This window comes from Brucella gallinifaecis (assembly GCF_006476605.1).
Lineage (GTDB): Bacteria > Pseudomonadota > Alphaproteobacteria > Rhizobiales > Rhizobiaceae > Brucella > Brucella gallinifaecis.
The window spans coordinates 126,304-142,051 of the sequence record NZ_ML636804.1; the positions used below are offsets into that span (position 1 = coordinate 126,304).

Below are 15,748 nucleotides of genomic sequence, written 5' to 3' on the forward strand. Positions count from 1 at the left end.
ACGCCACCCTGTCCTGTTTTCGTCAATGTATTGATGTCAGGGTTTGCCGCAATAAGGGCTGATGATCGAACCTCGTTCTCCCCTTTATTCATGACCTGAGAAGCGGCCTGCCGGATTTTCCTTCCTCCCGCAGGCTGCATTCATTTTTAAATCTTAACTGTCCATTGACTCAATTTATTCACAATAGGGTGTAAATGACCTTTGGGTTTTGGAAAGCATTTAACGATTCTGGTCAGCGATGGAATTTCGTTTTCACCGGATAAAAATGTTTCTTCATTCCCTAAAAGTCATAACGCATCTGGGTTGAACCTTGGCCTTCCTGCTGCTCTATGCTAATCCCTGTATCGTCCTGGGATTTGGGGGGAGGACGAGGCGATGCTCAAGCGGCCGTGAAATTGCAACCGGACAGTAACGTGTATGACTTGGAGTAACAGGACGATACAGGGAAGAAGTTTGATTGTACTCGCGCTTGCAGTGCAATTTTCTTCCATAACGGTTTCGCCTGCTCTGGCGTTTGAGATTTTTGGCGTCCACCTTTGGGGGGAAGACAAGAAGGTCGATCCCGACATCATTGATCCCAAAAGCTACAGTGTTGAAGTGACCACCACCGGCGCTCGAAAAAATGCTGATGGCAGCGATGCCGACCTGAAATCAATCATTGATGGCGCATCAGGACTTGTCGCAGACGAGGATACACCGGCATCCGGTTCGGCAGGTCTTCTGGCAAAAGCGCGGGGTGACTATCGCCGTATTCTGGCCGCTCTATATGGAGAGGGGCGTTACGGTGGCACGATTTCTATCAAGGTGAATGGGCGAGAAGCCGCCGATATACCTGCTGATACCAATATTCCCAACAATGCGAAGGTCGATATTTCTGTCGATCCGGGCCCACAATTTCTGTTTTCGCGAACTGCGATTTCAAATATAGCGCCTCCATCTGTCGATAGAAAAGACAAGGTTGAAACACCGCAGGAAGCAGGTTTCACGCCGGGACAAGTTGCGCGTTCAGGCACGATTTTGAAAGCTGAACGTCTGGCAGTTGAAGCCTGGCGACAGCAGGGCTATGCGAAAGCAAAAATTACCGGCGAAGATATAGTTGCCGATCATGATGGCAATACACTTGCAGCCGATGTTTCGCTCGATCCGGGGCGCAAGGCGCATTATGGGCCTGTCAGCGTTGTGGGCACCGCACGCATGGACCCGCAATTTGTGGCCTGGATGACCGGGTTGAAACCGGGCGAGCAATATGATCCCAAAGATATTGAAGACGCAAAGAAGCGCCTCGGGCGCATGGAAGTGTTCCGTGCGATGACTTTTGAGGAAGCAGACAAGATCGAGCCGGATGGCAGTCTGCCGATGACGCTCAATGTGCAGGAGAGAAAACCCCGCCGCTTTGGTTTTGGTGCTGAATATTCGACACTGGACGGTTTTGGTGTCACCGGCTATTGGATGCATCGCAATCTTTTTGGCAGAGGCGAGCGCCTGCGCTTTGATGCCAAGGTAAGCGGTGTTGGCGGTTCACAGGATAATTCCTTCGATCCGGCAAATTATACCTATACGGTCGGGACCAGCTTTGCCAAACCGGGTGTCTATACGCCGGATACGGATTTTATTGCAGCACTTGATGCCAGGCGCGAAGTCCTGGACGCCTATACTGAAACATCGATTAACGCGAAAACCGGGTTCACGCAGATTTTCTCTGATGAGCTGTCCGGTGCGCTTTATGCAAAAGTGAGCCATGGCCGTTTCGATGATGACTATTTCGGCAAGCGTGAGTTCACGACTGCGGGTCTTGAAGGCAATCTTCTTTATGATGGCCGCAACAACAAGCCAGACCCGACATCGGGTGTTTATCTCGAAGGCAATATTCAGCCGTTTTACGAGTTCCAGCGCGGTAATTTTGCGACACGTTTCACCGCCGAAGGCCGCGCCTATTATGGCTTTGGTGCAACGGATCGCGTTGTTCTGGCAGGTCGCTTGAAGCTGGGTTCTGTTGTGGGGGCTGATATTGCAGACCTTCCGCCAAACCAGCTGTTTCTTGCTGGCGGCGGCGGTTCAATCCGCGGTTATTCCTATCGCAGCATTGGGGTGGAAACATCGACCGGTGAGACGATTGGTGGCCGTTCGCTGGTGGAAGCATCCGGTGAAGTGCGCACACGTGTAACCGAATCGATCGGCGTTGTCGGCTTTGTTGATGCCGGCTATGTGGGCGAGCAATCCTATCCGGATTTTTCGGAGGAAATGCGCGTTGGTGTGGGGCTTGGCTTGCGTTATCTGACCGGGCTGGGACCGCTTCGTTTCGATGTGGCCCTTCCGCTTAACCGTCATTCCGGCGATCCGAGTTATGCATTTTACGTTGGCATAGGACAGGCGTTTTGACCAGATTTCTCGCACTTCTCGCCTTCATCCTTTTCGCATCCCCTGCCGTTGCACAGGAGCAACAGCAGGAAGAGGAAAAGTCGTATTTTATCTCTTTTGTGGAAAGCAAGCTTTCTGCACCCAATCGCCGTATCCAGTTTTCCGGTCTGAGCGGACTTTTGTCGTCTGAGGCAAGTGTTGCCCAGATCACCATTGCTGATCGTGAAGGGGTATGGCTGCGCATTCAAAATGCCAAGCTCAACTGGAGCCGCACGGCGCTGTTTACGGGGCGTCTGAGCATTCAGTCACTCATTGCCGAACGCATTGATTTCATCCGCAAACCATTGCCGGATACGGGTCTGCCTTCGCCTGAAGCAACGAGTTTCAGCCTGCCGGAATTGCCGCTTTCGGTTAATATCGATAGTCTTGATGTGGCGCATCTGTATTTTGGTCAGGATGTTTTCGGACTGCAATCGGAAGTGTCGCTGAATGGTAATGTTTCGCTTGCCGACGGATCGCTCAATTCTGCTTTTGACATCAAGCGCCTCGATGGACCGGGTGGTAATTTTGCACTCCATGCCGCCTATGCCAATGCGGATCAGAAGCTCGATCTCGATCTGAAAGTGACCGAACCTGCCAATGGCATTGTTGCCAATCTTCTGAAAATTGATGGTCGTCCGCCGGTCGATCTGACATTGACCGGCAAGGGCACGCTGGATGATCTCAAGATCGATCTGGCCCTTGATACCAACGCAAGCCGCACATTGACAGGTGGTTTCACCCTTGTGCGTCAGGCTGATGGTCGCGTATTTGCGACACAGATCAATGGCCCGATCGCTGTTCTGGTTCCGCCGGCATTCCGCGACTTTTTTGGTGCTGAAACGGTACTTTCCGCCAATGGTTTGCTGAAAGATGGCGGTGGTTTCCGCTTGAATGATCTGGCGCTCAACAGCGCGGCCCTCAATGTCAAGGCATCTGCCGATTCCGGCAATGACGGTTTTCTGAACAAGCTGCGTGTGGATGCGACTATTCGCGATGACAGCAAAAACGAAGTGCTTTTGCCTGTCAAAGGCGGCGAAACCACCATCAACAATGCCATATTGCAAATCGCATATGGTGATCGGCCAACCAATGACTGGGTTGGAAAACTTGCGGTCCATGGCTTTAAAAATGCAAGTATTTCCGCTTCCGATATTGCCCTTGATATGGGGGGTGTCGCGGAAAGTCTGAATGATGCCGCTAATCGCCATATTACCTTTGACGTGAAGGGTGGTGTCAGCGGGATAGATGCGACAGATGCAAAAGTTGCCGAGGCACTGGGTGATAAGATCGATCTGGCGATTACAGGCGGTTGGCGTGCTGGTACGGCGGTCGATCTTGCCAAGGCCGCCATTGAAGGCAACGGTCTGAGCCTCGAACTTATGGGCAAGATCGATGATTTTGTATTCAATGGCGATATTGCAGCCAAGGTTGCAAGCCTTGCACCCTATGCAGCGCTTGCGGGTCGTGATCTTGCAGGTCGTATTGATGTCAAAGCACAAGGCACTGTCAGCCCGATCAGTGGTGCTTTTGATCTTAATCTTGATGGTAATGCGCAGAATATGCGCACAGGCACGCAAGCGGTTGATAATATTTTTGACGGTGAAGTGCAGCTGGGCGGCGGCATTGCCCGCAGCACTCAGGGTTTTGCAGCACGCAATTTCCGTATTGGCAATGATTTGAGTGAAATCACTGCCAATGGCTCCTTTGCATCTGAAAAGGCTGATTTTGATTTTGGCGTCATGCTGTCCGATCTCAAGCTTTTATCTGACAAGGCTTCTGGCCGCATGACGATCAAAGGCAGTGCACGTGGCGACGACAAGCTGATTGCCCTGGCACTGCGTGCGGATGCACCACAGGGAACGCTTGCAGGGCGAAAGCTTACCCAAGGGGCGCTTGATTTCAATGCGCTGCTGGATGGTAATGCCCCAATGGGAGCATCGCTTTCCGGCAAGCTTGCCGGCAATGCATTCCTCAATGGTCAGAAGATCGATCTTGGCACATTGATTGATATTGTTGATGATGAAAAGCGTTTGACCAACCTCGTATTTAACGCCGGTGGCACGCATGTTTCCGGCAATGTTACACAGAATGCCAAAGGCCTGCTGGCCGGTCAGTTAAAAGTCGATGCGCCGGATATTTCCACTGCTGCTGCACTTTTTCTGGCCGATGCAACCGGTGCTGCCAATGCTGATATAAAGCTTGATGCCATGGCTGAGCGTCAGAATGCGACCGTGAATGCCAGGGCCAATGGTCTGAAAATCAACGATAATCACATTACATCGGCAGATATAGCGCTCACAGTTCAGGATTTGTTTGGTATTCCGGTCGTCGATGGTAGCGCGAGCGCCAGCGATATTCTGGTTGGCACTTTCGGCATTGATAATTTTGATGCCAAAGCCAATGCAACCGGAACAAAGACCGATTTCACACTGAGCACCAAACTCAAGATTGGCACGCTTGCCAATGCAAGCGGTTCGCTTGAACCAAAAGATGGCGGCTTTGCACTTGCACTGGCATCGGCTGATGTGAAACAGGGGGCGCTTGCGGCAACACTTGCAGCTCCTGCAGCCATTACCATGAAGGGCAGCGACATTTCCTTTGGCGATATTGTCGTCAATACGGGGGATGGCCAGCTCAAGCTTAATGGTGCAATTGGTGAAAAGCTTGATCTTTCAGTCGCACTTTCAAATCTGCCGCTGGCGCTCGCCAATACATTCAAGCCCGAACTTGGACTGGGCGGCACGCTTAATGGTACGGCTCGGGTTACGGGCACAAAAGACAATCCGAATGCTGCATTTGATATAAGTGCGCGTGGTATCACGGCTGCTGAACTTAAGAATCAGGGCATTGCGGCGCTTGATGCAGATGCCAAGGGTAGCTCCGATAATAATCGTCTCAATATTGATGCACGTGTCACGGGCGGTGCCAGTAATGGCAATGGTATTGATGTGACAGCCAAGGGCTTTGTGCCGCTTGGCAAGGGGGACCTGGCCATTGATGTTAATCTTGCCAATCTGCCGCTGACAGTATTGAACGGCGCGGTCAAGGGGCAGGATCTGGCTGGTAATGTCACGGGCACTGCGCGTTTGACGGGGCCGCTGACCAATCCGGCAGCGCAGTTTAATCTGCGTGGTACAGGTCTTGCAGCCAAGCCTCTGCGTGAAAACGGCCTTGCACCAATTAGTTTGCAGGCAGCCGGTAATTATGCAGCCAAGGCGGTCGATATTTCTTCGCTGACCCTTGAAGGTCCGCAGGGGCTAAATGTTACAGCCAATGGCAAGGTGCCACTTTCGGGGCAGGGGCTTGGCGTCAATGTTTCGGGCAGTGTGCCCTTGGCGCTTGCCAATCGCTTCCTTGCAGATCGTGGTTCGCAGGCAAGCGGTACGCTTTCACTGACCGCAAGTGTTTCAGGTGGTTTTGACAAGCCGAAATTGCGCGGCATGTTCTCGACTTCGGGTGCACAATTTACAGATCCCGAAACCAATCTTCGCCTCAATAATATCAATATTATGGGCGCGATGGAGGGTGAAACAATCACGCTTCGTCAGGTTAATGCAGCCTTGAGTGGCGGTGGATCAATATCGGCGACAGGCACGATTTCCACCAATGCCTCTGCCAGTTTCCCGGCTAATATAAATATCAAGCTGGACAATGCGCGTTATGCGGATGGAAAGCTGGTGGCAGCGACCGTTAATGGTGGTATTGCAATCACTGGCCCGCTGATGCGAGATCCATTGATAGCAGGTCGTATTGATGTTGATCGTGCTGAAATAACCGTGCCAGAAAATCTGGGCGGTGGCGCAGCCTATGTCCCTGTGAAGCATATCCATACTCCAAAGAATGTTCAGGCGACGCTTGATCGCGCCAAGGTGGAAACGCGTAAAAGTAACGTACCTGTGCCGACTTCGCGTCCAACCGTGCCTCGTCTTGATATTCTGGTTAATGCACCAAACCAGATTTTTGTGCGCGGTCGTGGTCTTGATACAGAACTGGGTGGGCGTGTGCGCCTGACCGGCCCTGTGACGAATATCAAGCCGGTTGGTTCGTTTGATCTGATCCGTGGTCGTATCAGCATCCTTGGTCAGCGCATTACTTTTGATGAGGGCAGCGTCACGCTTGTTGGCGATCTCAATCCGCAGATCAACCTTGTTGCACGCAGTGAAGGCGATAATATTACGGCGATTGTGACGGTGACGGGTACGGTCGATAATCTCAATATTGTTTTCTCATCTTCACCGGAACTGCCGCAGGATGAAGTGCTCGCGCAATTGATCTTCAAGCGCTCCATTGGCGAATTGTCCGCTTTCCAGATTGCACAGCTTGCAGCCGCAGCCGCCGAGCTTGCCGGTGGTTCAAGCAATTCGCTGATGAACAAATTGCGTCAGGGCACGGGGCTGGATGACATTGATGTCGTAACCGATAGCAAAGGCCAGACCTCTGTACGTGCCGGTCGTTATATTCGCGATAATATCTATCTTGGTGTTGAGGCGGGTGCCGGTGGTACCACCAAGGGGACAGTCAATCTCGATATTTCGCGAAATCTCAAGGTCAAGGGGGCGCTTGGTTCGGATGGCGATTCCAGTGCCGGTATTTTCTATGAAAAGGACTATTGACGATCAGCCGAACAGGATTTGCAAGGCCGGGCATTTGTCCGGCTTTCTTTTATCTGCCACGCGGTCGCCATTTTTCTTAATGTTTGCACGCGCTGTTTAACCCTTCCTCAACCATAAGAACGCAAATTGTCAAAAATGATCAGAAGCTATTTTGCCGATTTTTTGAGTTAGGCGATTTGTATGTCTAAATTGACCGAGAAGTTAAGCCGCCGCCATTTTCTGCTTGGCACAGGTGCTGCCATGCTTGGCAATGTTGCGGGTTGTTCGCAAAGCATGGATATGTCGGCATTCCAGATGAATGTTGATCCGATGTCAACGGGTGGCATCACGCCGATGCGGCCACAGATCAGCATTGATAAGAACATCACGACACCGGATGTCATGTATGCTTCAGTGCAGGAGGGCCAATATGCGCTTCCTGCCATTCCTTATGACAAGGTGCCCAAGCAGTTCCGCCGCCAGATCGTACCGGATCCGACAGGTCAGGCTCCGGGCACTATTGTTGTCAGTACTAAGGATCATTTCCTTTATTATGTACTGCCGGGTGGCGAGGCGCTTCGCTATGGCGTTGGTATAGGCAAGGCAGGCTTTGAATGGTCGGGTCGAGCCAATGTTCAATATAAGAGGAAATGGCCGCGCTGGACGCCGCCACCGGAAATGATCAAGCGCAGGCCCGATCTTGAGAAATATCGCAATGGTCAGGAACCGGGACCGCAGAATCCGCTGGGTGCGCGTGCGCTTTATATTTTCCAGAATGGCCGCGATACCGGCTATCGGATTCATGGATCACCGGAATGGTGGTCGATTGGCCAGTCGATGTCATCGGGCTGCATCCGCTTGATGAATCAGGACATTATCGATCTTTATAATCGTGTTCAGGGACAGGCGCCGATCATCGTCGGATGAGTCCTGACCCTAAAAATTAGAGCGCGAGCATTTTGCAATGCCGCGCTCTCATTATGACCGGTCTGACTGGAGGTTTTTCCGGTTTGTTATTCTTGTTTTATTCGTAATGGACAGGTTTTGTTGCAATGTCGGTAAATGCGACAAGGCGGGATAATTCAAGCTTCATGCTGTCCACTGATGCATGAAGTGTTGCGGGTGCAGTAGTCAGTGCAGGTGTTTGTGCAGTTGCAACTTGCACCATATGCGTTGACACTGCCGGCATGGCAAATGCTGATGCCGTGAGGGCAATTGCCGCTACAAAGCCAAGGCGTCGTTCGGTTCTGGCTTGCATTTTCGTTCTCCTCGCGCCGCTATTAGCGACCTAAATCAAAATTTGTTTGCGTGCAGCGTTTTCAGATCAGTGAAAAGTCGCGCGACGGGTTATGTTCAAAGCGCTGTCGATTGCATGGATGGGTATTGGCAGCAAAGTCTGTCCGAAATCCGCCAAAGTATCGGCAAAACTACGAGCAGCATCCGCCACATCAGGACTGCGCTGCTTGCAGGCAATCGCATCAAGACATGTATCGATCAGCAGGCCATCCTGATTCTGAATGCCGGAGATCAGTCCGAGCGTCAGGCACTCTTCTCGGCAGATATGATGTGAATCAAATGGAAAAGCACGCAATTGGCAGCTTGCACAATGGCGCAATACGCGAATGAACTGGGAGAGTTCACCCACAGCACGTTTTGCCTCTGATGATCCAAGCAGTTCCGAATAAAGCCCCCAGGTCATTTCCCAGGGAATGATCGATCCGGTTTCAAAACCGGCGGTCCAGCGGCGATAGCCTTCCAGCACCAGCTTTTCCGGCAGGCGGTCATAATAGCCAATGCTGTTGCTGCCATTCAGCTCTGAAATACGCATATTCATGTGCGCCTCCATTGAGAGGTGCGAATAGAGGCGCAGTCTGGCTGCTTAAGTTTCGCGAGGCGTTCTGTTTCCCCCCGCGCATTACAATATCCGGTCGGCATAAGATGAAGTTGCCACGGCACCCCATCCACATTTGCGGACCGGCACTCACTGAGACCGATCATAAGGTCCTCCAATCGAACGGGTTCAAGGCCCAAACATCAAAGGCTGCACAAAATAACTCTCACGCATAAAAGCTGCAAATTGATCTGGAGTCAATTACTCATCTTTTAAAAGTTGAATTATTTCAATAGTTTGGAATTATTCTAGAGTATTTAATTCATGTTTACAGCAATAAACGAATATCGCAACCGCTACAATGCGTAGCGGTTGCGGCAAACAGGCGCATAATGCAGAAACGAGAAACCTGCACTCGCGTCTTATGTTGCAAGACTAGTGGTGTGAATGGTCTTCCGACTTGCCGCTTTGCGCGGTTACAGGAAATTCCAGATCGACCTTGCCTGATTTTTCAAATTCAAGCGTGGCTGTAACCTTGTCGCCTTCCTTGTAAGGATGGTCTGGCTGGATGAACATCAGATGATAGCCGCCGGACTTCAGTTCCACCGTTTCGCCAGCCGGAATATTGAGACCGTCTTTGAGTTCGCGCATTTTCATAACCTGATTTTCCATGCTCATTTCATGGATTTCAACGCGCTTGACGCCGGTTGTTGTGACGCCGACCAGCTTGTCTGCATCCTTGCCGTTATTCTTGATAGTGAGATAACCGCCGGCAACTTTGGCACCCGGAACCATGGCGCGGATTGATGGGCCGCTGATGCTCAGCTCACCGAGTTTGGTTGAAGTTACAGCATGATCGCCGTGCGAACCGTGACCGGAATGATCATCAGAAGTGCTGGAAACAAGCACGCGAAGCTGCGGTGCAGGATTTTTCAGATCATGAGGGTCCTGACCATCGGCGGCAATTTCGGTCCATGCGACAGAATCATCTGTGCCGCAGAATTGCGTGACCGGGAAGGAGAGGGTCGTGTCCTTGTCGAATTTGGCAAGCTGTCCGACGACCACGAACTCATCATAGAAATCGCTTGGCAGTTCGCCTTCGCTGAAGGTGACTTGCTTGACACCGGAGGTCACGTCGCGCCCATGAACCTTGTAGCTCTGCGCATAATCACCTTTGGCGGTTTCAATTTTCCAGCCAGCTTTTGCCTGAGGCTGAGCTGAAACAAAACCTTCCGGCAGTTCGATCTTTACAGACGTGGTGGCTTTAGCACCGCAACCATGGGGTATGCGAAGGACTGCTTTATAAAAGCTTCCGGCCTTTGCTTCGCCTTGCTCGAGCGATGAATGAGCATTGACCATGCCTGCGGAAGCGCAAATTGCAAAAAGCGAAATTGCGGATGTCAAAAGACGTGTGTTTTTCATTGTTTCAAACCTGAATAATCATATGTCGGGACGCAGCACATGAATGCGCTGCATGAAAAGACTGATTTCAGGAAAGGGGTGGGGCTTGCGGTGGCGCTGATGGCGGATAAATGTCCCGCCAGAACACAGGTTCTGACGGTTCAACGACATAGGCCACTGTATTATGGGGAGCGACCCCGGTGGATGCAGCAGGCAGCGGGCAGAGAAATGCTGATGAAATACGGCAGGCATCGCAAACAGTGCTGTTATGCAGATGTTGAGTGCGATCATGGCCGTCATCGTCGACCGCATGATCAGTAATGCACAGTACCGGATAGCTGCCATCAGGCAGAACATATTGAGCCAGCAATATTTGTTCAGGAGAAGCGAGCGTAACAGGCTTATGTCCAAAAGCGACAAGCATCAGTGCCAATACGCTTAACATGCGTATTGCCAATGTTGCCCGTAACTGGACTATGTGCCTGTTCAATCCGTGTGCTCCTTCAGGATTGACCTTATCTATTCCAGAGCCGCGCCCTTTGCCAAGTGTCAAATAGACGCTCGCCTGATCGTTCTTACTGGTATCGGCCGCCGCGTTCAATCACTTCGATCTTGTAGCCGTCAGGGTCTTCGACAAAGAAAAACCGTGCGACCGGCACGTCACCATTTTTGAAGTCCACCAGCTTGCCGACCTTGAAACCCAGATCGGTGAAGCGTGCATGTTCCGCTTCAAGATTATCAACCACGAAAGCCACATGGCCATAGCCATCACCGAGATTATAAGGCTCGATACGGCCTTTGTTGATCGTCAGTTCAACTTCAAAGTCGGCTTCATCATTGCGCAGATAGACAAGTGTGAAGCTTTCGAAATCCATGCGCTCTGCGATTTTCAGTCCAAAAGCCTGATCGTAGAAGGAAACGGAACGTTTCTCATCAACAACGCGTATCATTGTGTGAATGGCTTTGGCCATGTTGTCACCTGTCTGTTAAAAACTCTTTGCTTGGTTCTATTGGCCTTTTGGCTAAAACTGGATTATCTCAAGATATGCAAACTGGGCAAGCGGAGAGCTTGCCGCAGACGAGGTTGGAATAATGTCAGGCGTAACGCGTGAACAGGTTCTTGAGCGGCTGAAAGCTGTGACAGGACCAGATTTTGAAAGCGATATCGTGTCGCTTGGTCTGGTGTCGGATATTTTCATTGCCGACGGCAAGGTCTTCTTTTCCATCACGGTTCCTGCGGATCGCGCAAACGGGCTTGAGCCAATGCGACTGGCCGCAGAAAAACTGGTGAAGGATATTCCGGGCGTGTCCGGTGCTCTGGTTACACTGACTGCGGAAAAGAAGGGAGGACGCACAAGCGATGATGCGCCTCCTCCTCCTAAACCCCAGTCTTCCAAGCCCCAGTCACGGCCTGCTCCGGCAATGTCAAACCGTCAGCCGCCACAACCGCGTCCGGCTGCCAAGCCCGGCATTCCCGGTGTTGGCGCGATCATTGCTGTTGCATCCGGCAAGGGCGGGGTTGGCAAGTCCACCACTGCCGTTAATCTGGCACTGGGCATGGCAGCCAACGGCCTTAAAGTTGGCATTCTTGATGCTGATATTTATGGTCCATCCATGCCGCGTCTGCTTGGACTGTCCGGTCGACCGGAAACGCTTGAAGGCCGCATTCTCAAGCCGATGGAAAACTACGGTGTCAAGGTGATGTCGATGGGTTTCATGGTGGATGAAGACACGCCGATGATCTGGCGTGGGCCGATGGTTATGTCGGCATTGACGCAGATGCTGCGTGAAGTGGCATGGGGCAACCTGGATATATTGGTTGTCGATATGCCTCCGGGCACGGGCGATGCACAGCTTACCATGGCGCAGCAGGTGCCACTGGCCGGTGCGGTGGTTGTGTCAACACCGCAGGATCTGGCGCTGATTGATGCGCGCAAGGGGCTGGCCATGTTCCGCAAGGTCGATGTGCCGCTGTTGGGCATTGTCGAGAATATGAGCTATTTCATCGCACCCGATACCGGCAAACGCTATGATATTTTCGGCCATGGCGGCGCACGCAAGGAAGCCGAACGTCTCAATGTGCCATTCCTTGGCGAAGTGCCGCTGCATATGGATGTGCGTGCGCATTCCGACAATGGTACGCCGATTACAGCGGTAGAGCCGGACAGTGAACATGCGAAAATCTATCGCGATATCGCAGCCAAGGTTTGGGGAAATATGAAGTCAGGTGCAGGGGCCGGAAAGCCCGCTCCGGCGATTGTGTTTGAATAATCCAGTTGGAAAGGGCCGCGAACGCGGCCCTTTTTATTATGTGATTACGCTTGGCTCTGTTCGTCCACTGCGCTTTTTTACCTCTGTGATCTGCTCTGCTGCATCAATCAGCGTTACCAGCGTTTCCTGTGTATCGAGATTGTGTTTTGTCTGATCCGCTTCATAGCGCTCGATATAGATACGGATGGTGGCGCCCGAGGTTCCTGTTCCCGACAGACGCAGGACAACCCGTGCCCCGCCTTCAAAGTAGATGCGGATGCCCTGATGTTCGCTTATCGAATGGTCAATTGGATCGTGATAGGCGAAATCATCCGCCTTTTCGATTTTCAGACCGTTGACGCTTGTGCCGGGCAGATTTGCAAGCTTTTCCCGCAGATCAGCAACCAGCTTTTTTGCAATATCGGCATCAACCGCTTCATAATCATGGCGGGTATAATAGTTGCGGCCAAAGCGTGCCCAATGTTCTTCAACAATGGCCTTCACACTTTGCTTGCGCACCGCCAGAATATTGAGCCAGAGCAGAACTGCCCATAGCCCGTCTTTTTCGCGCACATGATCAGAGCCGGTGCCGGAGCTTTCCTCGCCACAGATCGTAACCTTGCCATGATCGAGCAGATTGCCGAAGAATTTCCAGCCGGTTGGCGTTTCATACAGGCCAATACCCAGCTTTTCGGCAACGCGGTCGGCTGCGGCGCTGGTTGGCATGGAACGGGCGATTCCCTTGATGCCGTCCTTATAGCCCGGTGCCAGATGCGCATTGGCGGCAAGCATGGCGAGCGAGTCGGATGGGGTAACAAAAATGCCGCGTCCGATGATGAGATTGCGGTCGCCGTCACCATCTGATGCCGCACCGAAATCCGGCGCATGATCAGACATCAAAAGATCATATAGTTCTTTGGCATAGACAAGGTTCGGGTCGGGATGATGTCCGCCAAAATCAGGCAAGGGCACAAAATTCATCACGCTGCCTTCTGGCGCACCAAGGCGGCGTTCAAAAATTTCCTTTGCATAGGGGCCGGTAACGGCATGCATGGCGTCGAATTTGAGCTTGAAGCCTTGCTTGATCATGGCGCGGATTGCATCAAAATCGAACAGGCTTTCCATCAGCTCAGTATAGTCTGCGACCGGATCAAAGACGACAATTTCTGTATTGCCAATCGTGCTATTGCCAATCTTGTCGATATCGATATCAGCCACATCCGCTATTATGTACTGATCAATCAGTTTTGAGCGGGCAAAGATCGCCTCGGTGATTTTTTCAGGCGCTGGTCCGCCATTGCCAATATTATATTTGATACCGAAATCTTGTGTCGGGCCACCGGGATTGTGGCTTGCAGAAAGAATAAGCCCACCAAAAGCCTTGTATTTACGGATCATATTGGAAGCGGCTGGCGTGGAAAGAATACCGCCCTGACCAACCATAATCCGGCCAAAGCCATTGGCGGCAGCGATCTTGATGACTTTCTGGATCACTTCGCGATTGTAAAAGCGTCCGTCGCCACCCACCACGAGGGTCTGTCCCGCAAAACCGTGCAATATATCGAAAACCGACTGGATGAAGTTTTCGGCATAATTGGGTTGCTGGAAAACCGGCACTTTCTTGCGCAGACCCGATGTCCCGGGCTGCTGATCCTGAAAGGGCGTAGTGGCAATGGTCTTGACGGTCATATTTTTCCCGTTCGATATAATGGTTTGAAGTAAGCAGTGATCAGTCTTTGCACTCATTGCAAGACAAGATAGATCAAACTTGTTGTTTGAAAATAACAAACTGTGTGCTGTTGTGCAGAAACAATTCTGTTTTTCATTCCGGGTATCCTCCTATGAAGCTTTGCCAAGCGGAAAACCTGCCTGCCGAAATCCTTTCAAAATTTGCTGGGAAGGATGGTCGATTGACCGTTGCAATTGCAGGACCACCCGGTGCAGGCAAATCCACCATCTCGGAATATTTACGCGATGCTATCAATCAGGGTGAGGCGGGACCAGCCGTAATCGTGCCGATGGACGGCTTTCATCTTGATAATGCAATTCTTGATGAACGAGGTTTACGAAGCCGCAAAGGTTCTCCGCCAACATTTGATTGCGCAGGCTTTGCTGCTTTGCTGGAACGGCTGAAAAATACATCGGAAGATGTTGTTATTCCGGTCTTTGACCGTAAGCTTGATCTTGCACGTGCCGGCGCATCTGTGGTGGCTGCTGATCACCGGATTTTGCTGGTTGAGGGCAATTATCTGCTGCTTGATTGCGAGCCATGGACGCGATTGGCGCCGTTTTTCGACATGACGATCTTTCTCAACGTATCTTTTCTCGAGCTTGAACGTCGTCTGATTCAGCGTTGGATCGATCACGGGCATACGCCGGATGCCGCTCGCAAACGTGCTCTTTGCAATGATATTCCGAATGCCGAACTCGTTATATCTTCTTCACGCAAGGCGAATTATATTGTGACAACGATATAGTCGTCTATGACAGAAAATTGCAACTATATGATTTGCAGGCTGCATTGGCAGGCTGCATGATAAAACGCATATACATCTTACGGGATCAGCACTTTATGACAAATTATGTTTTTCAACCTTCTCCACAGCCCTTTGTGCCGGTTAAGGGAGCAAAAGCGCGTTTTCCCGTGCATCGCATTTATTGCGTGGGTCAGAACTATGCGGATCACGCCATCGAAATGGGTGGTGATCCAACCCGCAATCCGCCGTTTTTCTTCCAGAAAAATCCCGATAATCTGGTGATTGACGGTGGTGATTTTCCTTATCCTCCAAAGACTGAAGATGTGCATCACGAGATTGAACTTGTCGTCGCACTGAAAACCGGCGGCAAGGATATTCCGGTCACAACGGCGCTTGATCATATTTATGGCTATGCTGTTGGCATTGACATGACGCGCCGTGATTTACAAACTGTTGCAAAGAAAGCCGGGCGTCCATGGGAAGTGGCGAAGGCTTTTGAACATTCCGCTCCATGCTCGGCGATTGTGCCGGTTTCTGAGGTTGGTCATCCTGATTCTGCCGCAATAACCTTGAAAATCAATGGTGAGACACGCCAGTCCGGTGATCTCAATCAGATGATCTGGAAAGTTGCCGAGACTATTTCTTATCTTTCGTCTCTGTTTGAACTGCAACCCGGCGATCTTATCTATACCGGTACTCCTGCCGGTGTTGGTGCTGTTCAGCGTGGTGATCTATTGGAGGGGGCTGTAGCCGGCATTGGCTCGATTTCTGTAAAAGTCGTCTGATGATTGTGCATT

At 51.4% G+C, this 15,748-nt stretch carries 12 protein-coding genes; 6 read left to right on the forward strand and 6 right to left on the reverse strand.

All coding sequences use genetic code 11. The features are described from left to right. Positions 1 to 417 precede the first annotated feature (417 nt). The 3 genes from FHY56_RS08970 (at position 418) to FHY56_RS08980 (ending at position 7,919) form a co-directional block, all read left to right on the forward strand. Positions 418 to 2,379: an autotransporter assembly complex protein TamA gene (locus FHY56_RS08970; protein ID WP_140904826.1), complete on the forward strand. Its 1,962-nt coding sequence runs from the start codon at positions 418 to 420 to the stop codon at positions 2,377 to 2,379. Then, complete coding sequence (locus FHY56_RS08975; RefSeq protein ID WP_140904827.1) at positions 2,376 to 7,013, forward strand: translocation/assembly module TamB domain-containing protein; 4,638 nt, start codon at positions 2,376 to 2,378, stop codon at positions 7,011 to 7,013. Before FHY56_RS08970 ends, FHY56_RS08975 begins: the two co-directional genes overlap by 4 nt. A 180-nt stretch (positions 7,014 to 7,193) precedes the next feature. After that, positions 7,194 to 7,919, forward strand: coding sequence for a L,D-transpeptidase (locus FHY56_RS08980; RefSeq protein WP_140904828.1), 726 nt, complete (start codon positions 7,194 to 7,196; stop codon positions 7,917 to 7,919). Positions 7,920 to 8,016: 97 nt separating this feature from the next. On the opposite strand, the gene FHY56_RS08985 is transcribed toward FHY56_RS08980, so the two are convergent. The 5 genes from FHY56_RS08985 to FHY56_RS09005 all read right to left on the reverse strand — a co-directional run bounded on the left by FHY56_RS08985 (position 8,017) and on the right by FHY56_RS09005 (position 11,195). Continuing rightward, complete coding sequence (locus FHY56_RS08985) at positions 8,017 to 8,250, reverse strand: hypothetical protein (protein WP_140904829.1); 234 nt, start codon at positions 8,248 to 8,250, stop codon at positions 8,017 to 8,019. Positions 8,251 to 8,316: 66 nt separating this feature from the next. Beyond that, positions 8,317 to 8,826, reverse strand: a complete 510-nt coding sequence (locus FHY56_RS08990; protein WP_193556772.1) for a hypothetical protein — start codon at positions 8,824 to 8,826, stop codon at positions 8,317 to 8,319. A gap of 432 nt (positions 8,827 to 9,258) precedes the next feature. Beyond that, positions 9,259 to 10,245, reverse strand: coding sequence for a DUF1775 domain-containing protein (locus FHY56_RS08995; protein WP_140904830.1), 987 nt, complete (start codon positions 10,243 to 10,245; stop codon positions 9,259 to 9,261). Positions 10,246 to 10,312: 67 nt separating this feature from the next. Then, positions 10,313 to 10,669, reverse strand: a complete 357-nt coding sequence (locus FHY56_RS09000) for a hypothetical protein (protein WP_193556776.1) — start codon at positions 10,667 to 10,669, stop codon at positions 10,313 to 10,315. Positions 10,670 to 10,799: 130 nt separating this feature from the next. After that, complete coding sequence (locus tag FHY56_RS09005; RefSeq protein WP_140904832.1) at positions 10,800 to 11,195, reverse strand: VOC family protein; 396 nt, start codon at positions 11,193 to 11,195, stop codon at positions 10,800 to 10,802. Between the two features lie 121 nt (positions 11,196 to 11,316). On the opposite strand from FHY56_RS09005, the gene FHY56_RS09010 reads away from it, so the two are divergent. Beyond that, positions 11,317 to 12,495 carry an Mrp/NBP35 family ATP-binding protein gene (locus FHY56_RS09010; protein ID WP_140904833.1) on the forward strand — a complete coding sequence of 393 codons (1,179 nt, stop codon included), beginning with the start codon at positions 11,317 to 11,319 and terminating at the stop codon, positions 12,493 to 12,495. A 36-nt stretch (positions 12,496 to 12,531) separates the two neighbouring features. Here FHY56_RS09010 and FHY56_RS09015 read toward each other — a convergent pair whose 3' ends face one another. Continuing rightward, positions 12,532 to 14,163 carry an alpha-D-glucose phosphate-specific phosphoglucomutase gene (locus FHY56_RS09015; RefSeq protein ID WP_140904834.1) on the reverse strand — a complete coding sequence of 544 codons (1,632 nt, stop codon included), beginning with the start codon at positions 14,161 to 14,163 and terminating at the stop codon, positions 12,532 to 12,534. 152 nt (positions 14,164 to 14,315) lie between these two features. Here FHY56_RS09015 and FHY56_RS09020 point away from each other — a divergent pair, with 152 nt between their 5' ends. Both FHY56_RS09020 and FHY56_RS09025 read left to right on the forward strand, forming a co-directional pair. Next, a complete protein-coding gene (locus FHY56_RS09020) occupies positions 14,316 to 14,951 on the forward strand; it encodes a nucleoside/nucleotide kinase family protein (protein WP_140904835.1) in 636 nt (211 codons plus the stop codon). 95 nt (positions 14,952 to 15,046) lie between these two features. Further along, positions 15,047 to 15,736 (forward strand): fumarylacetoacetate hydrolase family protein, encoded by a 690-nt coding sequence (locus FHY56_RS09025; RefSeq protein WP_140904836.1) that lies wholly within the window; start codon positions 15,047 to 15,049, stop codon positions 15,734 to 15,736. Positions 15,737 to 15,748: the final 12 nt, after the last annotated feature.